Here is a 20,661-nt window from a genome sequence, read left to right on the forward strand (position 1 = left end):
ACTGATCCACCCCGAAGGGCTTCACCGTTCGACTTGCATGTGTTAAGCACGCCGCCAGCGTTCGTCCTGAGCCAGGATCAAACTCTCCGTGAATGTTTACCCGTAATCGGGTTCACACCCGCGTTGAGCGGCACGGCAACCACCGGAATAGGGCGGCCCCGCGCACTGCGTCCTCGCTAGTGTTTGTTTCAAAAGGAATCTCCAACCCCGATCAGACGATCGAGGCCGGGGATGTCAACATATCTGGCGTTGACTTTTGGCACGCTGTTGAGTTCTCAAGGAACGGACGCTTCCTTCGGACCGCCTTCCAGCGGGCCCTCCGGGCGCTTCGTTCTTTCGTGTTTCCAGCTTATCAGATGTTTTCCGCTCCGTTTTCCGGAGTTTCATTCATCCGATTTCCCGAACTGGCCGGGTCCGCTTTTCGCGACAACCACCACTTTAGCGTATTCCGAGTGTTACTCGAAATTCACGCTCACACCCTGTTGACGGCAACGCCAACGAACCCAAATGAATGGGCATCGAAGTGAGTGAGAGTGGGTCTTGCTGAGTGGGGTGGCCGCTTCAGCGACTCGTTCAACACTAGGCCACCTGGAGGACATCGTCAAACGTCGAGGGCGGGATCCGGCTGGATCCCGCCCTCGCTCGTCGAATCCGCAGCTCAGCGGCGTCGGTTTTCAGTCATGCCGACATTCACGCCGGCACTGACATCGGCCCTCACGCCGACGCCGGCACCAGCTCCGCCGCCGCCAGGTTGCGCTTGCCGCGGCGCAGCACGAGCCAGCGGCCGTGCAGCAGATCGGCCTCGGTCGGCACCGCCTCCTCGTCCGTCACCTTGACGTTGTTGAGGTAGGCACCGCCCTCCTTGACCGTCCGGCGGGCGGCCGAGCGGCTCGGCGCCAGGCCGACGGCGACCAGCAGGTCCACCACCGGCTGGAGTTCGGTGACCGCGGCCTTCGGGACCTCGGCCAGGGCCGCGGCCAGGGTCGGGGCCTCCAGGTCGGCCAGGTCGCCCTGGCCGAACAGTGCCTTGGACGCGGCGACCGCGCGCTCGTACTGCTCGGCACCGTGCACCAGCGTGGTGAGCTCCTCGGCGAGGGCGCGCTGGGCGAGGCGGGCGGCGGGGCGCTCGGTGGTCTCGCGCTCCAGCTCCTCGATCTCCTCCTTCGAGCGGAAGCTGAAGATCCGCAGGAAGTTGGGGACGTCCCGGTCGTCCGCGTTCAGCCAGAACTGGTAGAAGGCGTACGGGGTGGTCAGCTCGGGGTCGAGCCAGACCGTGCCGGACTCCGTCTTGCCGAACTTGGTGCCGTCCGCCTTGACGATCAGCGGCGTGGCCAGCGCGTGCACGGACTTGCCGTCGGCCTTGCGGATCAGGTCCGTGCCGGCGGTGAGGTTGCCCCACTGGTCGCTGCCGCCGGTCTGCAGGGTGCAGCCGTAGCGGCGGTTCAGCTCCAGGTAGTCCATGCCCTGGAGGATCTGGTAGCTGAACTCGGTGTAGCTGATGCCCGCGTCGGAGTTGAGCCGTCGGGCGACGGCCTCCTTGGCGATCATGTTGTTGACCCGGAAGTACTTGCCGACGTCACGCAGCAGGGTGATGGCGGACATCCCGGAGGTCCAGTCCAGGTTGTTGACCATGCGCGCCGCGTACTGGCCCTCGAAGTCGAGGAAGCGCGAGATCTGGCCGCGCAGGCGCTCGACCCAGCCGGCCACCGTCTCGGGGTCGTTGAGCACGCGCTCGGCGGTGGGCTTCGGGTCGCCGATCAGGCCCGTGGCGCCGCCGACCAGGCCGAGCGGGAGGTGTCCCGCCTGCTGGATGCGGCGCATGGTGAGGATCTGCACCAGGTTGCCCAGGTGCAGGCTGGGGGCCGTCGGGTCGAAGCCGCAATAGAACGTGACCGGGCCGTCCGCGAACGCCTTGCGCAGTGCGTCCTCGTCGGTGGACAGGGCGATCAGCCCACGCCACCGCAGCTCGTCGACGATGTCCGTCACGGTCACGCTTCTCCTTCGATCGGGCGTCCCGCCCGCTGTCGGCCCGGTTCGGTCGGGCCCCGGGTCGGTGCGACTCCAGCCTGATAGAGCCTACGCGGTTCCGGCCAGCGAGTTTTCCCCGAGGCATCCTGCCTGCCCCCTTCCCGACCTCGGCCCGACCCCTGCCCGGTCCCTCCGCGGTACCGGAAATTCCGTTGTTAGTCGGCTGTGGGCCCATTCAGAGTGGTTCCACCGCCGTGCGGCGGCGGTGACGTGTGTGGAGACGGTCGTGCCGCCGTGGCACGCCCGTGGGAAGGGTGTGCCGAGTGCGCAACACGCTGGTTCTGAACGCGAGCTACGAGCCCCTGACGACGGTGTCGCTGCAGCGCGCCGTCGTCCTGGTGCTCCAGGACAAGGCGGTGGTGGAGCAGGCGCATCCGCTGCGCTCGATCCGGGGGACGGGCGTGGCCGTTCCGGTGCCGAGGGTGATCAGACTGCAGAGGTACGTGAGGGTGCCGTTCCGACAACAGGCCCCGTGGTCGAGGCGGGGTGTCCTGGCCCGGGACCAGCACCTGTGCGCGTACTGCGGGCGCCGGGCCACCACGGTGGACCACCTGCACCCCAAGTCGCGTGGTGGCGAGGACAGTTGGATGAACACCGTGGCCGCGTGCGCGGAGGACAACCAGCGCAAGGCCGACCGGACGCCCGAGCAGGCCGGGATGAAGCTGCTGCGGCGCCCGTTCGTGCCGACGCCGCAGGCGACGCTGATGCTGGCGCTCGGTCTGCGCGGCTCGGAGGCCCGGGAACTCGCCGACTGGCTGCCGACCGTCCCGGGAGCGCCGGTCACGGCCGCCTAGCCGCCTCACAGGACACGGCCTGTCCACCCGGGCACCGGGCCCGTGCCGGCGGGACTCAGCCCTTCGCCTGGTAGCCCGCCGCCGTGCCGTAGTTGGACGCGTGCTCGGGCACCACGACCACCTGTCCGCCACCGATCAGCACCCGCCCGGAGAGCAGCAGCGAGCCGGTGCCGGCCGGGAAGTTGCCGCCCACCGCCTCCTGGCCGCCCGCCAGCGGGAAGCGGCCGAGGCGGGCGGGCTGGTCGCGGCGCTCGTCGGCGGCCAGCACCAGCGAACCGCCGTCGATGCCCACCGCCCGGGCGCCGCCCTTGGCGGAGGTCGGCGTCCGCCAGCGCTGCTTGCCGGTGTCCAGGTCGTAGCCGACCGCGGACACCGGTCCGCCGGCCTTCGCCGGGGACATAGCGGCGACCATGGTGCGGCCCTCGAAGAACACCTCGGGCGTGGCCGAAAACGTGCCGTGGCCGACGTCCAGCCGCCCCGCGTCGGTGACCACCGGGATCTCGGCGGCCGGGTCACCGGTGGCGCCCCAGGCGAACACCCGGTCGTCCTCGGGCTTCCCGCCGGTGGTGAGCACCACGGCCGGCTCGGCGGAGAGCACCGTGACCGTCTTCGGCTGGTTGTTCAGGCCCCGCCACCAGCCGACCTTGCCGTCCGCCGCGTTCAACGAGACGGCCTGGTCGGCGGGCGTCGAATCGGCGCAGGAGGAGGCGACCAGCACGGTCTTGCCGCTCACCCCGCCGGACAGGGTGCAGAACTTGCCCTGCCCGGTGTACTGCCAGACGTCCTTCCCGTCGGCCGCCGCCCAGGCCAGCGCGTGGTCGTCGCCGACCGCGATCACCATGTCCTCGGTGACGCCGACCCGCGCCGAGTAGGGGCCCTTTGCGTCCGAGAGGTTCTTGGTCCAGACGGTCTTGCCGGTCTTGGTGTCCACGGCGGCGACCAGCGTGCACGGGCTCTTCGGGTCGGCCTGCGGGCGGAACAGCGCCGCGCCCAGGCCCGCCTGGTTCACGCCCGACGACAGCCCGCACGGGACGGCCCCGGCCGCCGGGGGCTCGACCGACCAGGTCGGCTTGCCCGCCGTCCGGTCGTACGCGTGCACGCCGGAGCCGTCGGCGCGGACCACCGCGTCGGCCAGCAGCCAGCTCCCGACCAGGGTGTCGTCGCCCGCGGGCGACGCGGCGGCCGGTTGCGCGGCGGCGGGCTGCGCGGACCAGACCTTGGTGTGCGCCACCGCGAACCCGGGCTCGCCGCCGCTGGTCGCGGCCGCGCTGCCGCCGCCCTCGGCGCCGACCGTCAGCGCGGCCGTTATCAGCACCCCGAGCGCGGCCACCCCGGCGCCGGCCCGCACCAGCAGGGCGCGCCGGCTGGGCACGTGCTCCCCGGTGAGGACGGCCGCCCGGACCCGGTCCACGAGCGACCCGGACGGGGCGGGAGCGGCGGAGCCGGAGCCGCCTCCGCGCCGAGCGGCCCGCGAGCGCGGCGCGGGCCCGGCGGGCTCCCCACCGGTCCCCCCACCGGGCTGGTCGACGGTCTCGGCCGCGGCGGGCCCGGGCTCCGCCACGGGCTCCTCGATCTGCTCGATCCGCACGTAGCCGTCGGCCGAGTACTCGGCCCCCGCCGGGACGTACAGCGCGTCCGCCACCGGCTGGGCCTGCGGCGGCTCGGCGGCGTACGGCTGCCCGCCGTGCTGGTCCGGGTAGGGCTGCGGGTACTGCTGCCCGCCGCCGTACGGGTCGTGGCCCTGTCCCGGAGCCTGGGCGTAGCCGCCCTCGACGTATCCGGTCTGCCCGTAGTACGGGTCGTACTGCTGCTGGTCGTACTGCTGTTGGTCGTACTGCGGCGCCTGCTGCCACTGCGGCTGGGCCGGGGGCTGCTGGGCCTCGGCGTGGGCCTGGACGTGAGCCTGGACGTGGGCCTGCTGCGGGTCGTAGTACCCCTGCCAGTCCGGCTGCGGGCCCTGGGGGTACCAGGGCTGCTGCTGGCCGTGGGCGTCTCCGAAGGGCTCCTGCGCCATCGTTCCGTCCCTCCCAGCCCCGCCTGCCTGCCGATTGCGGCAGTCAGCATCTCACGCCCGCCCCGGCTCCCCACCCGGGCCCTCGGCGCAGCGCGGCAGGGCCTCAGGCCGCCGACTCGGCGCGCAGGGCCTCGTCGATGCGGGCGGCGAGGGTGAAGTCCAGTCCGGTCAGCCCGCCGGCGCTGTGGGTGGACAGCACGAAGCGCAGGGTGCGCCAGCGGATGTCGATGTCGGGGTGGTGGTCGAGCGCCTCGGCCTGTTCGGCGACGGCGACCACCACCCGGATCGCGGCCGGGAAGTCGGGGGCGTCGGCGCCGCGGGCGATGCTGTCGCCCGCGCGGCTCCAGAGCGGCAGGGCCGCCAGGGCCGCCGCGATCTCGTCCTCGCTCAGTCGTGCCCTGCTGCTCATCGGTGCGCTCCGGGTGGTCGGTCGGGGGGGCCGGTCGGGTGCCGGTCAGGCGGCCTTCCGGCGCGGACGGACCACCAGGTCGCCGCCGCAGTTGGGGCAGTTGGACTCCATGGCCGCGGTGCAGTCCGCGCAGAAGGTGCACTCGTAGGAACATATCGAGGCGGGGCCGTCGGCGGTCAGCGACACCTCACAGCGCTCGCAGATCTCGCGCATCTCCAGGGTCATGGCTCACTACTCCGATCACATGTGGTCCTACGGTCGGACGACCGATCCCATGATCATCCGGTGTGCGGTCAACCCACCAGCAGTTTGGTGACGGCCGCGAGCCCGACCACCACGATGACCCCGCGCAGCGCGACCGGCGGCAGGCGGCGGCCGACCTTGGCGCCGAGCAGCCCACCGACCAGCGAACCCGCGGCGATCAGCCCGGCGGCGGTCCAGTCCACCGTCGAGGTGAACAGGAAGAACAGCGCCGCGACCCCGTTGACGATCATCGCCAGCGCGTTCTTCACCGCGTTGATCCGCTGCAGCTCCTCCTGGAGCAGCATGCCCATCAGCGCCAACAGCAGGACGCCCTGCGCGGCGCCGAAGTAGCCGCCGTAGACGCCGGTGAGGAACACCCCGACCAGCAGCACCGGGCTGCCGTCCGGGTCGCCGTCGGCCCGGCGCCGGGCCGCGACGGCCTTGGCCACCCGGGGCTGGATCACCACCAGGACCAGGGCGAGCAGGATCAGCACCGGGACGATCGCGTCGAAGGCGCCGCTCGGCAGCCTGGTCAGCAGCAGCGCGCCGAGCAGTCCGCCGAGCAGCGAGGCGGTGCCCATCCGCCGCAGTCGGCGGCCCTGGCCGGCCAGCTCGCGCCGGTAGCCGATCACGCCGCTGAGCGAACCGGGCACCAGCCCGAAGGAGTTGGAGACGTTGGCGGTCACCGGCGGGATGCCGACGGCGAGCAGCACCGGGAAGGTGATCAGGGTGCCGGAGCCGACGATCACGTTGATCATCCCGGCGCCGACGCCGGCCGCCAGGACGGCGATCGACTCCCAGAGCGTCATGGGTCACCTCTCCTCGCGGTCCTGTTCGAGCGGTCCTGTTCGAAGGGGATCATGCCGGACCGCGCGCCGCACCGACCAGGCCCGACCACGATTCGGGACGCACGCCACACCGTCGGCAGCCACGGCACCCGGGCGTCCCCGCACCGCCCCGGAAAACGCCCGGGGCCCGCCACCGACAGGTAGCGGGCCCCGGGCCGAGAACGCGGAGGATCACTCCGGGTCGATCTTGCGGTACTCCCTCGCCGGGTCGACCCGGGGCCGGGCCGCGCCCTTCTCGACGTCCACCGGCCGCGGCCCCGCCGCCGGGACGAGCGGCACCTGGGTGGTCGCCGGAGGCGCCTGGGGCACGCTCGGCGCCGCCAGCGCACCGCCGTTGACCCCGCCGCCGTTGCCGGTCAGGCCGCCGAAGGCGCCGCCGAGGCCCTTGAGCGCGTCGCCGACCTCGCTGGGGATGATCCAGAGCTTGTTGGAGTCGCCCTTGGCCAGCTCGGGCAGGGTCTGCAGGTACTGGTAGGCGAGCAGCTTCTGGTCGGCGTCGCCGTCGTGGATGGCCTCGAAGACCGTCCGGATCGCGGCCGCCTCACCGTCGGCGCGCAGCACCGCGGCCTGCGCCTCACCCTCGGCCCGGAGCACGTCCGCCTGCTTCTCACCCTCGGCCTTGAGGATCTGCGCCTGGCGCTGGCCCTCGGCGGTGAGGATCGCGGCGCGCTTGTCACGGTCGGCGCGCATCTGCTTCTCCATCGAGTCCTGGATGGAGGTCGGCGGCTCGATCGCCTTCAGCTCGACGCGGTTGACCCGGATCCCCCACTTGCCGGTGGCCTCGTCCAGCACGCCGCGCAGACCGGCGTTGATGACCTCGCGGGAGGTCAGGGTGGACTCCAGGTCCATCGAGCCGATGATGTTGCGCAGCGTGGTGACGGTCAGCTGCTCGATGGCCTGGATGTAGCTGGCGACCTCGTAGGTGGCCGCCCGGGGGTCGGTGACCTGGTAGTAGATCACCGTGTCGATGTTGACGACCAGGTTGTCCTGGGTGATCACCGGCTGCGGCGGGAACGGCACGACCTGCTCGCGCAGGTCGATCCGGTTGCGGACCCGGTCGATGAACGGGACGACGATGTTCAGGCCCGCGTTGAGCGTCCGGGTGTAGCGGCCGAAGCGCTCCACGATCGCGGCGCTGGCCTGTGGGATGACCTGGATCGTCTTGATCAGCGCGATGAAGGCCACCACGACCAGGACGACCAAAACGATAAGGACGGGTTCCACGGACTCTCCCCTAGACGACCAGGGCGGTCGCGCCCTGGATTTCGACGACGTCGACCTGCTGCCCGGGCTGGTAGACCTGGTCCGGGTGGAGCGCTCGGGCCGACCAGATCTCGCCGTTGAGCTTGATCCGTCCGCCCTCCCCGTCGACGGTTTCCGCGACGACCGCGGTGGCGCCCTGGAGCGCCTCGATGCCCATCTTGACCTGCGGGCCCTTCTGCAGCTGCCGGTAGGCGATCGGCCGGACGAAGGCCACCAGCGCGACCGAGACCACCAGGAAGGTCACGGCCTGGAGGACCACTCCCCCGCCCAGTCCGGCCACACCGGCGGCCGCCAGCGCGCCGACCGCGAACATGGCGAACTCGGGCATCGCGGTGAGCACCAGCGGTATGCCGAGCGCTGCGGCGGCCAGGAGCCACCAGATCCAGCTGTCCACGTGTCCATCCTAGGGAGCGAAGGGCCTTCGAGGCGGACAGTTCCCGCAGGTCGAGGGGCGGAAACCGGTCGCGGGTGCGACCGGTTCCGACGACCCCGGGCGACCCGGACGGACGGACGGGAGGTCAGCCGAGCGGCAGACCCTGCGCCGACCAGCGGTCGCCGTGGCGCTCCAGGGTGAGCGGCAGGCCGAAGCACTTGGAGAGGTTGCGGGCGGTCAGCTCGGTGTCGATCGGGCCGGCCGTGAGCACCCTGCCCTGGCGGATCATCAGGACGTGGGTGAAGCCGGGGGCGATCTCCTCGACGTGGTGGGTGACCATCGCCATGGCGGGCGCGAACTCGTCCTGGGCGAGCGCGCCGAGCCGGCGGACCAGGTCCTCCCGGCCGCCGAGGTCCAGTCCGGCCGCGGGCTCGTCGAGCAGCAGCAGCTCGGGGTCGGTCATCAGGGCGCGGGCGATCAGGGTGCGCTTGCGCTCGCCCTCGGAGAGGGTGCCGAACTTGCGGGCGGTCAGGTTGGACATGCCCATCCGGTCGAGCAGGGCGAGCGCCCGGCCCTCGTCGGACTGCTCGTAGGTCTCCTGCCAGCTGACCGTCATGCCGTAGGCGGCGGTCAGCACGGTCTGCAGCACGGTCTGCTCGGCCGGCAGCTTGTCGAACATCGAGGCACCGGCCAGGCCGATCCGGGACCGCAACTCGAAGACGTCGATCTCGCCCAGCTTCTCGCCGAGCACCGAGACCTTGCCCGAGGTCGGGAAGAGGTACGAGGAGGCGATCTGCAGCAGGGTGGTCTTGCCGGCGCCGTTCGGGCCCAGGATGACCCAGCGCTCACCCTCGGAGATGGACCACGAGACCTGGTCGACCAGCGCGCGCCCCTCCCGGACCACGGATACGTCCACCAGCTCCAGCACGTCGCTCATGCCCACGCCTTCCCCAAATACAAAAAATCTCGGCCGTCGGTGCGGGCGGCGAGCCTACTCCGGCAGCCGGTGGGCACGGGATGGGTGCGCCGCACGCGCATGGGCAAACCTACGCCACGCGGATGACCGCCGATTCCGTAGGCTGGCCGGATGCTCGCGACTCCTGCCGACAATCCGTACGAAGAGCCCCGTTCGGGGCGGCTGACCGCCTGGGGCAACGCCCTGCTGAGCGGCCTGGTGGCGCCCGACGACGCCGCCGCGGCCGTGCTCGGCGAGGACGAGGGGCACCGGGTGACCGGGCTGCCCGGGGACGCCCCGGGCGAGCAGCACGGCCTGACCTGGGCGCTGGGCCGGCTGCGGGTGCTGGGTGCGAAGGGGCTCCGGCTGGCGCTGCCCTCGGCCGGGCACCCGCTGGGACTGACCGGCCCGGCGGCCTTCAACCAGCACGCCATGGCGACGGGCGAGGCGGTGCTCGCGGTGGGGGTGCCGCTCGGGCTGGTGCCGGAGATCACGGTGTTCGGGCCGGCCGGGGACCGCTCGGCGACCGTGCTGTGGCGCTGCGCCGAGGTCAACGACGCCCCGCCGGCCGACGTGCCCTCGCTGCACGAGGCCGAGCGCGAGCTCGCGGACGGGCTGCGCGAGGCGACCGTGCTGCTGACCCGGCTGGACGTGGCCGGCGCCGGGCCGGAGGCGATGCGCGCCCTGGAGGCGTACCGCCGGCGCGGGCACGCCGAGCTGCTCGCCCCCGGCTACCCGCCGCGCGCCGTCCGGGTGCTGGAGTCGGCCCGGCAGGTGTCCGCGCTGCTGTCGATCGCCGCGGGCGGCCACGGCGCGGCCGTGAGCGCCTCGGAGATGGCCGCGCGGCAGTCCGTGCTGGCCCCCCTGCGGCGCACCGCCCGGCGGGCCCAGGTGGCCGCGTACAACGCCCTGGTGGACGAGCGCGAGGCCCGTTAGGACCGTCCGCCGGGGCCGTCCGCTACGCCGGCCGGGTCTCGCCGTTGCGGACGGCCCACAGCGCGGCCTGGGTGCGGTCGGCGAGGTCCAGCTTCATCAGGATGTTGGACACGTGGGTCTTCACCGTCTTCTCCGACAGGTGCAGGCTGCGGGCGATCTCCCGGTTGGAGCGGCCGTCGGCGATGTGGCCGAGCACCTCGCGCTCGCGCTCGGTGAGGGTGCCGCCGCGGCCCTGCGGGGCGCGCGGGCCGTCGTCGGAGAGCAGCGCCTCGGCCAGTTCGGGCTGGAGCAGCACGTGGCCGGCGTGCACCGAGCGGATCGCCCCGGCCAGCGCCTCCGGGTCGACGTCCTTGTAGACGTACCCGGCGGCGCCGGCCCGCAGCGCGGGGACCATGGTGCGGTGCTCGGTGAAGCTGGTGACGATCAGGATCCGGGCCCGGCTGCCCTCGTCCTTGAGGGTGCGCAGCGCCTCGATGCCGTCGACGCCGGGCATCTTGAGGTCCATCAGGACGACGTCCGGGTCGAGTTCGCGGGCGCGGTCGACGCCCTCGGCCCCGTCGGCGGCCTCCCCGACCACCTCGATGTCGTCCTGGACCTCCAGGAAGGTGCGCAGTCCGCGGCGGACCACCTGGTGGTCGTCGACCAGCAGGACGCGGATCGACGGCGTGCTCTCAGGCACCGGGGACCTCCATCTCGACGAGCGTCCCCTTGCCGGGGGCGGATTCCAGGGTGAGCGTGCCGCCGACGGCGGCCGCGCGGTCGCGCATCGAGGCCAGGCCGAGGTGGCGGCCGGCCCGACGGACGGATTCGGGGTCGAAGCCGCGGCCGTCGTCGCGCACCCGCAGCACGGCGCCGCGGCCGGGGGTGCCGGCCAGGGTGACGCTGACCCGGCCGGCGCCGGAGTGGCGCAGCGCGTTGTGCAGGGCCTCCTGGGCGACCCGCAGCAGCGCGGCCTCCTGGGCGGGCGGCAGGGCGCGGACGCCGTCGGCGGCGAAGGCCAGGTCGGCGGTGTGGGCGCGGTCGAGCACCTGCACCTGGGAGGCGAGGGTGGCGCTCAGCCCGTCCTCCTCCAGGGCGGCGGGGCGCAGTTCGACCACCACGGCGCGCAGTTCGTCGGCGGCCTCGGCGGCGAGCCGGGCGACCTCGGCGAGTTCGGCGCGGGCCCGGGCCGGGTCGCGGTCGACCAGTTTCGCGGCGGCCTTGGCGGTCAGCCGCAGCGAGAAGAGCTTCTGCGCGACGGCGTCGTGCAGGTCGTGGGCGATCCGGGCGCGCTCGCCGGCCAGGGTGAGTTCACGACTGCGCTCGTACAGGCGGGCGTTGGAGAGGGCGAGGGCGGCGTGCGCGGCGAGGATCCGCAGCAGTTCCTCGTCGTGGTCGGTGAACAGGCCGCCGCCGCGCTTGTTGGCGAGGAAGATGACGCCCAGCACCTGGGGCTCGTCCTCGGCCGCCTCGGCGTCCAGGACCGGCATGCCGAGGAAGGCGTCCATCTCGGGGTGGGCGGCGGGCCAGCCCTCGAAGGCGGGGGCCTTGCGGACGTCGGCGAGGCGGGTGGGCCCGGTCTCGTGCAGCAGTTCGGCGAGCACGCCGTGCTGGCGGGGCAGCGGGCCGATCGCCCGCCACTGCTCGTCGGTGACGCCGTCGACCACGAACTGGGCGAAGCCGCCGTGGTCGTCGGGCACACCGAGGGCCGCGTACTCGGCGCCGAGCAGGTCGCGGGCGGAGGCGGTGATGCGGCGCAGCACCTCGCGGACCTCCAGGTGCCGGCTCATCGCGAGCAGGGCCTGGCTGACGGCCTCGATGCCGGCCAGCGGGTCGCAGGCGGCGGGCGGTCCGACGGGGGCGGGGCGGTCATCGGTGGCGCTGGGCATACCGCCAAACTACCGCCGCCGCGGGGGCGTCCGCGTCCGTCCGCGGCCGCGCGGGACGCAGGTCCGCGGACCTAGGACGATGGGCCCCGTCCCGTACGCCGGGGGAACGCCGAAGGGCGCTCCCCCGGTAGTACGGGGAGCGCCCTTCGGCGGTGGCGGGCGTCAGCCCTTCTGCATGACCTCCGGCTCGTGCCGGCGCTGCAGCCGGGTCACGACCACGCCGATCACGACCGAGATGACGATCAGCACGGCCGCGTCGATCGACCACTGGGCGACGGAGTGCGTCCACAGCGGGTCGTAGTTCGGGTTCTGGAAGTCCTTGTTCCAGGGGCCCATCAGGTGCGACAGGTCGAGGGTGGTGGACACCATGCCGGTGCCCCAGCGGGCCGGCATCAGCCAGGCGACCTGCTCCAGTCCGGGCTTGCCGAAGATCTGGAACAGGCAGCCGGTGAAGACGACCTGGACGATGGCGAACATGACCAGCAGCGGCATGGTCTTCTCGGCGGTCTTCACCAGCGCGGAGATCATCAGGCCGAACATCATCGCGGCGAAGCTCAGCAGGATCATGCCGATGGTCATCTCGATCATCGGGATGTCCTTGACGATCAGACCGTGCTCGGGGAGCTTGCGCGGCAGGAAGCCGACGGCGGAGATGATCGCGCCCTGGATCACCGAGAAGATGCCCAGCACGATGATCTTGGACATCATGTACGCCGAGCGGGACAGCCCGGTGGCCCGTTCCCGTTCGTAGATCGCCCGTTCCTTGATCAGCTCACGGACCGAGTTGGCCGCCCCGGAGAAGCAGGCGCCGATCGCCAGGATCAGCAGGATCGTCGCGGCCCCGTTGTTCAGGTGGAGCTGGGTCTTCGGATTGGGGGCGAGCCCGGGTTCGTTGGGGATCAGCACGCTGACCGCGCCGATCACCGCCGGCAGCAGCACCGACAGCGCCAGGAAGCCGCGGTCCGAGGCGAGCACCGACATGTAGCGGCGCATCAGCGTCCACAGCTGGGAGCCCCAGCTCTGCGGCTTGGGCGGGCGGACGGCCTCCTGGGCGACCTGGGCGTGCTGCACCTCGCCCGCCTCGACGGTCGGGGCGGAGTACTGCTGGTAGTGCACCGAACCGCGGTAGCGGCCGGACCAGTCGTGGTCCGGGTAGTTCTCGAAGGCCTGGAAGACGTCCGCCCAGGTCTCGTACCCGAAGAAGTGCAGCGCCTCGTCCGGCGGGCCGAAGTAGGCCACCGAGCCGCCCGGCGCCATCACCAGCAGCCGGTCGCAGAGCGCGAGTTCGGCCACCGAGTGGGTGACGACCAGGATGGTGCGGCCGTCGTCGGCGAGGCCGCGCAGCATCTGCATGACCTCGCGGTCCATGCCCGGGTCGAGGCCCGAGGTGGGCTCGTCCAGGAAGATCAGCGAGGGCTTGGTGAGCAGCTCCAGGGCGACCGAGACGCGCTTCTGCTGGCCGCCGGAGAGCGCGGTGATCTTGTTGTCGGCGCGCTTGTCCAGGCGCAGCTCGTACAGCACCTCGTCGATCCGGGCCTCGCGCTCCTTGGCCTCGGTGTCGCCGGGGAAGCGCAGCCGGGCCGCGTACTTGAGGCCCTTCCGCACGGTCAGCTCGCGGTGCAGGATCTCGGACTGCGGCACCAGGCCGATCCGGGAGCGGAGTTCGGCGAACTGCTTGTAGAGGTTGCGGCCGTCGTACAGCACCTCGCCGCGGTCGGCCGGGCGGTAGCCGGTGAGGGCGCGCAGCAGGGTCGACTTGCCGGAGCCGGACGGGCCGATCACGGCGACCAGGGACTTCTCCGGGACGCCGAAGCTGACGTCGTCGAGCAGGACCTTCTTGCCGCCCTTGTGGTCGACCTCGACGGTCAGGTGGCGGGCGGAGAAGGAGACCGCGCCGGTGTCGACGAACTCCTGCAGCTGGTCGCCGACCAGCACGAAGCCGGAGTGGCCGACGGTCAGCCGGTCCTGCGGGCCCATCAGCTGGCGCTGCACCCGCTGGCCGTTGAGGAAGATGCCGTTGTGGCTGCCGAGGTCGACGATCTCGTAGCGGCCGTCCGGCAGTTGGCGCAGCTCGGCGTGGTGGCGGGAGACCTGGAGGTCGGACACCACGACGTCGTTGTCCAGCGCACGGCCGATCCTGACGGTGCGCATGCCGGCGGTCAGGTTGCGGATCACCGTCGGCTGCGGGCCACCGGCACCGTGCTGGGGCGCGGGCGTGAAGCCCTGCTGCTGCGGGAACCCGCCGTGCTGCGGCGGCTGCTGGTCCTGCGGCGGGTACGGCTGCTGCTGCGGGGGTGCGTACTGCTGCGGGGGCTGCTGGTACGGATCCTGACCGGGCCAGGGCTGCTGCTGCGCGGGCGGCTGGGGCGTCGGGGCGGGGCTGCGGCTGGTGACGGCCTCGTGCACCGGGGTGGGCTGCGGGGCGGCGGCGTGGGCGGGCGCGGAGAAGGCGAGTCGGGGGCCGTTCTCCGGGTTGCCCAGGTTCACCACGGCACCGGGGAACAGCTGGGCCTGCATGGTGCGGGCGCCGGCCGTGTACGTGCCGTTGGTGCTGCCGTGGTCGTCCAGCTGCCAACCGCTGCCGTTGAAGCTGATCGTCCCGTGCTGCCAGGAGACCCTGGCGTCGTCGAACGTGAAGTCCGACTGCGGATTGCGCCCGATGGTGTAGGACCGCCCCGGCTCAAGAGTCCGTTGCTGCCCGTTGATCTCGATGACGAGTTGCGGCACTGCTCGCCTGCCCCGCTCTCTCGGTTCCCCCGAATTGTGGCCCCCCGGCCGGGGGTGCTTCGTTCCTCTGACTGACGGGGGGAATCATTCCAGCCCGCCGTCCGCCGGTGAAAGTCACCCCGGGTGACTGTGACCAGGCTGCTACGCGGCGGCACCGGCCCGGGGAGGGGCGCGCGGGTGTCCCGCGACGTGGGACGGGTGCCCTCCGCGCACCCACCGACGGGTAGCGTGGGAGACACCATGAACGCATCGCCCTTGGCCGCTGAGCCCCTCCCCGCCGCCCAGCCCCGGACCGCGGACGAGCGCACCCTGCTCGTCAAGGTGTTCGGCAAGGACCGCCCCGGCATCACCGCCGGCCTCTTCGCCACCCTGGCCGGCTTCGGCGTCGACGTCATCGACATCGAGCAGGTCGTCACCCGTGGCCGCATCACGCTGTGCGCCCTGGTCACCCCGCCCCTGGCGCCCGGCGCCGAGGGCGGCCTGCGGGCCACCGTGCACCGCTGGGCGGACGAACTCAAGCTGCAGGCCGAGATCCTCTCCGGCATCGGCGACAACCGGCCGCGCCGCGAGGGCCGTTCGCACGTGACGGTGCTCGGCCACCCGCTGACCGCCGCCGCCGTGTCCGCGCTGACCTCCCGGATCACCGCGGCGGGCGGCAACATCGACCGGGTCTTCCGGCTCGCCAAGTACCCGGTGACGGCGGTCGAACTGGCCGTCTCCGGTGTGGCCACCGATGAGCTGCGGGCCGAACTGGCCCAGGAGGCGGCCACCCAGCGGGTGGACGTCGCGGTGGTGGCGGCCGGGCTGGAGCGCCGGGCCAAGCGCCTGGTGGTGATGGACGTGGACTCCACGCTCATCCAGGACGAGGTGATCGAGCTGTTCGCCGCCCACGCGGGCTGCGAGGAGGAGGTCGCCGAGGTGACGGCGGCGGCGATGCGCGGCGAGCTGGACTTCGCCGAGTCGCTGCGGGCCCGGGTCGCCCTGCTGGCCGGGCTGGACGCCGCGGTGACCGAGAAGGTGCGCGCGGAGGTCCGGTTCACGCCGGGGGCGCGCACCCTGATCCGCACCCTCCAGCGGCTGGGCTTCCAGGTGGCGGTGGTGTCGGGCGGGTTCACCCAGGTCACCGACCACCTGGTGGAGCAGCTGGGGCTGGACTTCGCGGCGGCCAACACCCTGGAGGTGGTGGACGGGAGGTTCACCGGCCGGGTGGTCGGCGAGATCGTGGACCGCGCGGGCAAGGCCCGCTGGCTGGCCCGGTTCGCCGAGCAGGCCAAGGTGCCGCTGGAGCAGACGGTGGCGATCGGCGACGGCGCCAACGACCTGGACATGCTGAACGCGGCCGGGCTGGGGGTGGCGTTCAACGCCAAGCCGGTGGTGCGCGAGGCCGCCGACACCGCGGTCAACGTGCCGTTCCTGGACACCGTGCTGTACCTGCTGGGCATCACCCGCGAGGAGGTCGAGGCGGCCGACGGCGGGCTCTCGGTCGACTAGGCCCGGACCGAAACCCAGGCCCGGCCGCTCGACGGCGGTGGTTGCACACGAGGGGCGCGCGGATCCAATCCGCGCGCCCCTCAAGCATGTTCCGGAGGTCAGTCCTGCGGCGTGTGGTACGAGACCAGCGCGGCCACGCCCGGCTCGACGTCCTTCCAGGACCCGCCGAAGCTGAGCACCGCGATCGCCGCCGTCGGGAAGCCCCCCAGCCGCAGCCGGTTCAGCGCGTCGACGTCGCCGCTGTCCCCGGCCAGCACCTGGGTCAGGCCCAGCACACCGGGGTTGTGGCCGACCAGCACCACGTCCGCGAACTCCTCCGGGGTCTCCTGGAGGACGGCGATGATCTCGCCCGGGCTGGCCTCGTAGATCCGGTCCTCGTACACCGTCCGGCGGGCCCGCTTGGGCAGCTCGTGCGCGGCCAGCTTCCAGGTCTCACGGGTGCGCAGGGCGGTGGAGCAGAGCACGAAGTCGGGGTTGATGCCGGAGTCGACCAGCCAGCGGCCGGCGTCCGGGGCCTGCTGGCGGCCCCGGTCGGCCAGCGGCCGGTCGTGGTCGTCCACCCCGTCCGGCCAGTCGGCCTTGGCGTGGCGGAGAACGATGATCCTGCGGGGCGTTTCGGCGCTCATACCCAGCAAGCTTGGCAGAAAAGCGGTCCGGGGGCGCGGTGCTCCCGGCTGCCGCCACTCCGGGGGGTGGCGGGTGCCGTCCCGGGCCGATCGCCGTCACCGGGAGTGCGGGACTCCGGGGGTACGGCGACGGTGCGGCGGGCACCACGGGCGGGCGGAGCGGACGGGTCAGCCCATCGCGGCGGCGACGGTGGCGATGATCGCCACCAGCACCACGATGCCGGCGAAGGCGAGGGCGATGCGGCCGAGCTGCTTGCGGCCGTCGGTGGGATTCGGGTCGAGAACGGGCATGTCGGGATTCAACCACCCCGAACACGCCCGTTCCGCGCTGGCCCCACCGCCTTGGCCTGGCCTTGACCTTCCGGACCGCGACGCGACCGCCGGACCCTGAGCGGTCAGGCCTTGGCCGGCTCGACCGGCAGGACCGCCTCGTCCTCGATGTGCCGGGCCCGCGCGGCCCGCAGGCCGAACAGCATCTGCGGCACCAGCAGCAGCGACAGGAAGCCCAGCGGCCAGTACCACTGGCCGGTGGCCTGGTAGAGCCGGCCGATCAGGATCGGGCCCGGGATGGAGATCAGGTAGCCGAAACCCTGGGCGAAGGCGGACAGCTGGGCCACCCCGCCCGGGGTCCGGGCGCGCAGCCCGATCATCGTCAGCACCAGCGGGAAGGCGCAGTTGGACAGACCGACCAGCACCGCCCACAGCCACGCCCCGCCGGCCGGGGCGAGCGCCAGCCCGGCGTACCCGACGATGCCGCAGCAGGCCAGCACGACCACGAAGAGCCGCTGGTCGCCGCGGCGGGCGGCCAGGTTGGGCAGCACGAAGGAGACCGGCACGCCGATCACCATGGTGACCGCGAGCAGCACCCCGGAGGTGCCCTTGTCGATCCCGGAGTCCTGGAAGATCTTCGGCAGCCAGCCCATCACCACGTAGGCGCCGGTGGCCTGGAGGCCGAAGAAGCAGGCCAGCGCCCAGGCCGTACGGCTGCGGGTGATCGGCAGCCTGGCGGGCACGGCCGCGCCCCCGGCGCGCTCCCCGCGCTCGCGCTTGGCGATCAGCACCGGCAGCCAGAGCACCAGGGCGAGCGCGCCGAGCGCGGCCCAGACGCCCAGGCCGTAGCGCCAGTCGCCGCCGAGCGCGCTGGTCACCGGCACGGTGACGGCGGCGGCCAGCGCGGTGCCTGCCGACAGCGCCATCGAGTACAGGCCGATCATCGGCCCGACCTTCTCCGGGAAGTACCGCTTGATCACCACCGGCAGCAGCACGTTGGAGACCGCCACCCCGGCCAGGGCGAGCGCGGTGAGCAGCAGGAACACCGCGGTGCCGCCGGCGAAGGAGCGGGCCAGCACGCCCGCGGTGATCGCGCCCATGCCGGCCGTGACCACGGCGATCGGGCCGACCCGGCGGGCCGCCGCGGGTGCGGCGAAACCGAACAGCCCGAAGCAGAGCGAGGGGACGGCGGTGAGCAGTCCGGCGAGGGTCGGGTTCATCCCGAGGTCGCCGCGGACCTGGTCGAGCAGCGGCCCGAGGCTGGTGACCACGGGGCGCAGGTTGAACGCGGCGGCGGCGATCGCGACGGCGAACAGCACGCCGAGGTACTTGGCGGAGGCGTCGGGCCGCTCGGTCTGCGGCCGGTCCCCGGTACGTGCGGGGGTGGTGGTGGTGTCTGCTGCGGGAGGCATGTGCGCCATCATAGAATGATGGGATGAATTGATGCACCTTGGAATTGGCATGATGTGCCGACCGTTCATCCACCGGCCATCTCCCTCCAGGGCCCACCCACCCCGTAGTCGCAAGGAGTCCCCGTGGCGCTGTCCTCGCCGAGGCGCACCCCGCTGTCCGACCAGGTGATCGCGCAGCTGCGCGCCCAGATCACCTCCGGGGAGTGGCCCGTCGGCTCGCGCATCCCCACCGAGGCCGCCCTCGTCGAGCAGCTCGGGGTGGCCCGCAACACCGTCCGGGAGGCCGTCCGGGCCCTCGCCCACAACGGCCTGCTGGACATCCGCCAGGGCTCCGGCACGTATGTGCTCGCCACCAGCGAGCTGGCCGGGGTGATGCACCGCCGCTTCGCCGACGCCGACCAGGCCCAGGTCGCCGAGCTGCGGGCGACGCTGGAGACCTCCGCGGCCGGGCTGGCCGCCGTCCGCCGCACCGACCGCGACCTCGGCCTGCTGGACGCCGCGCTCGACCGGCGCGAGGCCGCCTGGCGCTCCGGCGACGCCGAGGACTTCGTCCAGGCCGACGCCGCCTTCCACCAGGCCGTGGTGGCCGCCGCCCACAACGACGTGCTGCTGGCCGTCTACTCCGACCTCGGCGAGGTCACCCGCGAGCACCTGCGCAACGACGTCGGCCCCGAGCTGATCGCCGAGCGCTACATCGGCCACGACACCATCCGGGACGCCATCCGGGACCGCGACGCCCGGCGCGCCTCGGTCGAGGCCGGCCGCGCCATCGCCTGCGCGACCACCGACGTCCAGGCCGCCCCGGACGCGTAGGCCCGGTCCGGTCCACCGCGACGGGAACGCCGCTGCCCGGCACCCCAGGACGGGGTGCCGGGCAGCGGCGTCGAGGACGATCGGGCGGTCAGGCCCCGATGGCGTGCAGACCGCCGTCGACGTGGACGATCTCGCCGGTGGTCTTCGGGAACCAGTCCGACAGCAGCGCGACGATGGCGCGGCCGGCCGGCTCCGGGTCGCTCAGGTCCCACTTCAGCGGGGAGCGGTGGTTCCAGGTGTCGGCCAGGTCGCCGAAGCCCGGGATGGACTTGGCGGCCATCGAGCCGAGCGGGCCGGCCGAGACCAGGTTGCAGCGGATGTCCCGCGCGCCCAGGTAGCGGGCCATGTACCGGTTGGTGGCCTCCAGGGCGGCCTTGGCCGGGCCCATCCAGTCGTACTGCGGCCAGGCGAACTGGGCGTCGAAGGTCAGGCCGACCACCGAGCCGCCGTCCTGCATCAGCGGCATCAGCGCCGTCGTCAGCGACTTCAGCGAGTACGCCGAGACGTGCATCGCGGTGGCCACGGACTCCCACGGGGTGTCCAGGAAGTTGCCGCCCAGCGCGTCCTGCGGCGCGAAACCGATCGAGTGGACGATGCCGTCCAGGGTCGGCAGGGTCTCCCGGACCTGGTCGGCGATGCCGGCCAGCTGCTCCGGGTTGGAGACGTCCAGCTCCAGCACCTTGACCGGGTGCGGCAGCTTCTTGGCGATCCGCTCGGTCAGGGTCGGCCGCGGGAAGGCGGTGAGGATGATCTCCGCGCCCTGCTCCTGGGCGAGCTTGGCGGCGTGGAAGGCGATGGAGGACTCCATCAGCACGCCGGTGATCAGGATCCGCTTGCCCTCGAGGATTCCACTCATGATCAGTGACCCATGCCCAATCCGCCGTCGACGGGAATGACGGCTCCGGTGATGTACGCGGCCTCGTCCGAACCGAGGAACCGCACGGTGGAGGCGACCTCGGCGGGCGCCGCGTAACGGCCCAGCGGCACGCCCGAGACGATCTCCGCGCGGCGCTCGTCGCTGAGCACGGCGGTCATGTCGGTGTCGACGAAGCCGGGGGCGACCACGTTGACGGTGATGTTGCGCGGACCCAGCTCGCGCGCCAGGGAGCGGGCGAAGCCGACCAGGCCGGCCTTGGAGGCGGCGTAGTTGGCCTGGCCCGGCGAGCCGGACAGGCCCACCACGGAGGAGATCAGCACCACGCGGCCCTTCTTGGCGCGCATCATCAGCCGCGACGCGCGCTTGACCACCCGGAAGGTGCCGGTCAGGTTGGTGTCCAGGACGGAGGTGAAGTCCTCCTCGGTCATCCGCAGCAGCAGGGTGTCGTTGGTGATGCCCGCGTTGGCGACCAGCACCTGGACCGCGCCGTGCTTCTGCTCGATCTCCGTGAAGGCGGCGTCGACCTGCGCGGCGTCCGTGATGTCGCAGCGCACCGCGAGGACGTCGTACTTCGCCAGGGCCTCGGGCACCTCACCCGAGCGGCTGGTGATGGCGACCTTGTCGCCCGCCTCGGCGAAGGCCTGGGCGATCGCGAGGCCGATGCCCCGGTTTCCTCCGGTGACGAGAACCGAGCGGCTCAACGACCCACCTCTC

20 protein-coding genes and 1 rRNA gene are annotated in these 20,661 nt (G+C 72.5%); 4 read left to right on the top strand and 17 right to left on the bottom strand.

What is annotated here, in order from left to right; all coding sequences use genetic code 11:
- A 16S ribosomal RNA gene (locus ABTZ03_RS05395) occupies positions 1 to 93 on the bottom strand; the annotation flags it as partial.
- 621 nt (positions 94 to 714) lie between these two features.
- Positions 715 to 1,986, bottom strand: coding sequence for a tyrosine--tRNA ligase (gene tyrS, locus ABTZ03_RS05400; protein WP_350511798.1), 1,272 nt, complete (start codon positions 1,984 to 1,986; stop codon positions 715 to 717).
- Positions 1,987 to 2,291: 305 nt separating this feature from the next.
- Here tyrS and ABTZ03_RS05405 point away from each other — a divergent pair, with 305 nt between their 5' ends.
- A complete protein-coding gene (locus ABTZ03_RS05405; RefSeq protein ID WP_350511525.1) occupies positions 2,292 to 2,822 on the top strand; it encodes an HNH endonuclease in 531 nt (176 codons plus the stop codon).
- 55 nt (positions 2,823 to 2,877) lie between these two features.
- Here the strand turns inward: ABTZ03_RS05405 and ABTZ03_RS05410 are convergent, their stop codons facing one another.
- The 7 genes from ABTZ03_RS05410 to ABTZ03_RS05440 all read right to left on the bottom strand — a co-directional run bounded on the left by ABTZ03_RS05410 (position 2,878) and on the right by ABTZ03_RS05440 (position 8,909).
- Positions 2,878 to 4,836 carry an outer membrane protein assembly factor BamB family protein gene (locus ABTZ03_RS05410; RefSeq protein ID WP_350511526.1) on the bottom strand — a complete coding sequence of 653 codons (1,959 nt, stop codon included), beginning with the start codon at positions 4,834 to 4,836 and terminating at the stop codon, positions 2,878 to 2,880.
- Between the two features lie 103 nt (positions 4,837 to 4,939).
- Positions 4,940 to 5,245 (bottom strand): 4a-hydroxytetrahydrobiopterin dehydratase, encoded by a 306-nt coding sequence (locus ABTZ03_RS05415; protein ID WP_350511527.1) that lies wholly within the window; start codon positions 5,243 to 5,245, stop codon positions 4,940 to 4,942.
- Between the two features lie 45 nt (positions 5,246 to 5,290).
- The gene (locus tag ABTZ03_RS05420; RefSeq protein ID WP_350511528.1) at positions 5,291 to 5,470 is read right to left on the bottom strand and encodes a DUF1272 domain-containing protein; all 180 of its coding nucleotides are present in this window, start codon (positions 5,468 to 5,470) and stop codon (positions 5,291 to 5,293) included.
- Between the two features lie 68 nt (positions 5,471 to 5,538).
- Positions 5,539 to 6,297, bottom strand: coding sequence for a sulfite exporter TauE/SafE family protein (locus ABTZ03_RS05425; RefSeq protein ID WP_350511529.1), 759 nt, complete (start codon positions 6,295 to 6,297; stop codon positions 5,539 to 5,541).
- 210 nt (positions 6,298 to 6,507) lie between these two features.
- A complete protein-coding gene (locus ABTZ03_RS05430) occupies positions 6,508 to 7,560 on the bottom strand; it encodes an SPFH domain-containing protein (protein WP_350511530.1) in 1,053 nt (350 codons plus the stop codon).
- A 10-nt stretch (positions 7,561 to 7,570) separates the two neighbouring features.
- Positions 7,571 to 7,993: an NfeD family protein gene (locus tag ABTZ03_RS05435; protein ID WP_350511531.1), complete on the bottom strand. Its 423-nt coding sequence runs from the start codon at positions 7,991 to 7,993 to the stop codon at positions 7,571 to 7,573.
- Positions 7,994 to 8,117: 124 nt separating this feature from the next.
- On the bottom strand, positions 8,118 to 8,909 hold the full coding sequence (locus ABTZ03_RS05440) for an ABC transporter ATP-binding protein (protein WP_350511532.1): 792 nt from the start codon (positions 8,907 to 8,909) through the stop codon (positions 8,118 to 8,120).
- 150 nt (positions 8,910 to 9,059) lie between these two features.
- On the opposite strand from ABTZ03_RS05440, the gene ABTZ03_RS05445 reads away from it, so the two are divergent.
- The gene (locus ABTZ03_RS05445; protein ID WP_350511533.1) at positions 9,060 to 9,863 is read left to right on the top strand and encodes an Rv1486c family protein; all 804 of its coding nucleotides are present in this window, start codon (positions 9,060 to 9,062) and stop codon (positions 9,861 to 9,863) included.
- Between the two features lie 22 nt (positions 9,864 to 9,885).
- On the opposite strand, the gene ABTZ03_RS05450 is transcribed toward ABTZ03_RS05445, so the two are convergent.
- The 3 genes from ABTZ03_RS05450 to ABTZ03_RS05460 form a co-directional block, all read right to left on the bottom strand.
- Positions 9,886 to 10,542 (bottom strand): response regulator, encoded by a 657-nt coding sequence (locus tag ABTZ03_RS05450; RefSeq protein WP_350511534.1) that lies wholly within the window; start codon positions 10,540 to 10,542, stop codon positions 9,886 to 9,888.
- Positions 10,535 to 11,731: a GAF domain-containing sensor histidine kinase gene (locus ABTZ03_RS05455; RefSeq protein ID WP_400920276.1), complete on the bottom strand. Its 1,197-nt coding sequence runs from the start codon at positions 11,729 to 11,731 to the stop codon at positions 10,535 to 10,537. The genes ABTZ03_RS05450 and ABTZ03_RS05455 overlap by 8 nt, the downstream gene beginning before the upstream one ends.
- Before the next feature lie 162 nt (positions 11,732 to 11,893).
- Complete coding sequence (locus ABTZ03_RS05460) at positions 11,894 to 14,458, bottom strand: FHA domain-containing protein (protein ID WP_350511535.1); 2,565 nt, start codon at positions 14,456 to 14,458, stop codon at positions 11,894 to 11,896.
- A gap of 240 nt (positions 14,459 to 14,698) precedes the next feature.
- On the opposite strand from ABTZ03_RS05460, the gene serB reads away from it, so the two are divergent.
- The gene (gene serB / locus ABTZ03_RS05465; RefSeq protein WP_350511536.1) at positions 14,699 to 15,949 is read left to right on the top strand and encodes a phosphoserine phosphatase SerB; all 1,251 of its coding nucleotides are present in this window, start codon (positions 14,699 to 14,701) and stop codon (positions 15,947 to 15,949) included.
- A gap of 98 nt (positions 15,950 to 16,047) precedes the next feature.
- Here the strand turns inward: serB and ABTZ03_RS05470 are convergent, their stop codons facing one another.
- From ABTZ03_RS05470 to ABTZ03_RS05480, 3 genes are all read right to left on the bottom strand, one after another.
- Complete coding sequence (locus tag ABTZ03_RS05470) at positions 16,048 to 16,575, bottom strand: SixA phosphatase family protein (RefSeq protein WP_350511537.1); 528 nt, start codon at positions 16,573 to 16,575, stop codon at positions 16,048 to 16,050.
- 168 nt (positions 16,576 to 16,743) lie between these two features.
- The gene (locus ABTZ03_RS05475) at positions 16,744 to 16,866 is read right to left on the bottom strand and encodes an SGM_5486 family transporter-associated protein (RefSeq protein ID WP_350511538.1); all 123 of its coding nucleotides are present in this window, start codon (positions 16,864 to 16,866) and stop codon (positions 16,744 to 16,746) included.
- Positions 16,867 to 16,970: 104 nt separating this feature from the next.
- On the bottom strand, positions 16,971 to 18,257 hold the full coding sequence (locus ABTZ03_RS05480; protein ID WP_350511539.1) for a CynX/NimT family MFS transporter: 1,287 nt from the start codon (positions 18,255 to 18,257) through the stop codon (positions 16,971 to 16,973).
- A 123-nt stretch (positions 18,258 to 18,380) separates the two neighbouring features.
- Between ABTZ03_RS05480 and ABTZ03_RS05485 the strand changes: the two genes are divergently transcribed.
- Entirely contained in the window at positions 18,381 to 19,070 is a 690-nt protein-coding gene (locus ABTZ03_RS05485) for a FadR/GntR family transcriptional regulator (RefSeq protein ID WP_350511540.1), read from the top strand.
- Positions 19,071 to 19,158: 88 nt separating this feature from the next.
- On the opposite strand, the gene fabI is transcribed toward ABTZ03_RS05485, so the two are convergent.
- Complete coding sequence (gene fabI / locus ABTZ03_RS05490; protein ID WP_350511541.1) at positions 19,159 to 19,926, bottom strand: enoyl-ACP reductase FabI; 768 nt, start codon at positions 19,924 to 19,926, stop codon at positions 19,159 to 19,161.
- 2 nt (positions 19,927 to 19,928) lie between these two features.
- On the bottom strand, positions 19,929 to 20,648 hold the full coding sequence (gene fabG / locus ABTZ03_RS05495; protein ID WP_350511542.1) for a 3-oxoacyl-[acyl-carrier-protein] reductase: 720 nt from the start codon (positions 20,646 to 20,648) through the stop codon (positions 19,929 to 19,931).
- Between the last annotated feature and the right edge of the window lie 13 nt (positions 20,649 to 20,661).

Origin of the sequence: Kitasatospora sp. NPDC096077 (assembly GCF_040303245.1) — a bacterium.
Lineage (GTDB): Bacteria > Actinomycetota > Actinomycetes > Streptomycetales > Streptomycetaceae > Kitasatospora.

Bases quoted from the DNA above. Each gene is read 5' to 3' on its own strand.
- ABTZ03_RS05440 (WP_350511532.1), bottom strand. From the start codon at position 8,909: ATGAGCGACGTGCTGGAGCTGGTGGACGTATCCGTGGTCCGGGAGGGG.
- ABTZ03_RS05420 (WP_350511528.1), bottom strand. From the start codon at position 5,470: ATGACCCTGGAGATGCGCGAGATCTGCGAGCGCTGTGAGGTGTCGCTG.
- ABTZ03_RS05425 (WP_350511529.1), bottom strand. From the start codon at position 6,297: ATGACGCTCTGGGAGTCGATCGCCGTCCTGGCGGCCGGCGTCGGCGCC.
- ABTZ03_RS05445 (WP_350511533.1), top strand. From the start codon at position 9,060: ATGCTCGCGACTCCTGCCGACAATCCGTACGAAGAGCCCCGTTCGGGG.
- ABTZ03_RS05475 (WP_350511538.1), bottom strand. From the start codon at position 16,866: ATGCCCGTTCTCGACCCGAATCCCACCGACGGCCGCAAGCAGCTCGGC.
- ABTZ03_RS05470 (WP_350511537.1), bottom strand. From the start codon at position 16,575: ATGAGCGCCGAAACGCCCCGCAGGATCATCGTTCTCCGCCACGCCAAG.
- ABTZ03_RS05410 (WP_350511526.1), bottom strand. From the start codon at position 4,836: ATGGCGCAGGAGCCCTTCGGAGACGCCCACGGCCAGCAGCAGCCCTGG.
- fabI (WP_350511541.1), bottom strand. From the start codon at position 19,926: ATGAGTGGAATCCTCGAGGGCAAGCGGATCCTGATCACCGGCGTGCTG.
- ABTZ03_RS05455 (WP_400920276.1), bottom strand. From the start codon at position 11,731: ATGCCCAGCGCCACCGATGACCGCCCCGCCCCCGTCGGACCGCCCGCC.
- ABTZ03_RS05415 (WP_350511527.1), bottom strand. From the start codon at position 5,245: ATGAGCAGCAGGGCACGACTGAGCGAGGACGAGATCGCGGCGGCCCTG.
- serB (WP_350511536.1), top strand. From the start codon at position 14,699: ATGAACGCATCGCCCTTGGCCGCTGAGCCCCTCCCCGCCGCCCAGCCC.
- ABTZ03_RS05480 (WP_350511539.1), bottom strand. From the start codon at position 18,257: ATGCCTCCCGCAGCAGACACCACCACCACCCCCGCACGTACCGGGGAC.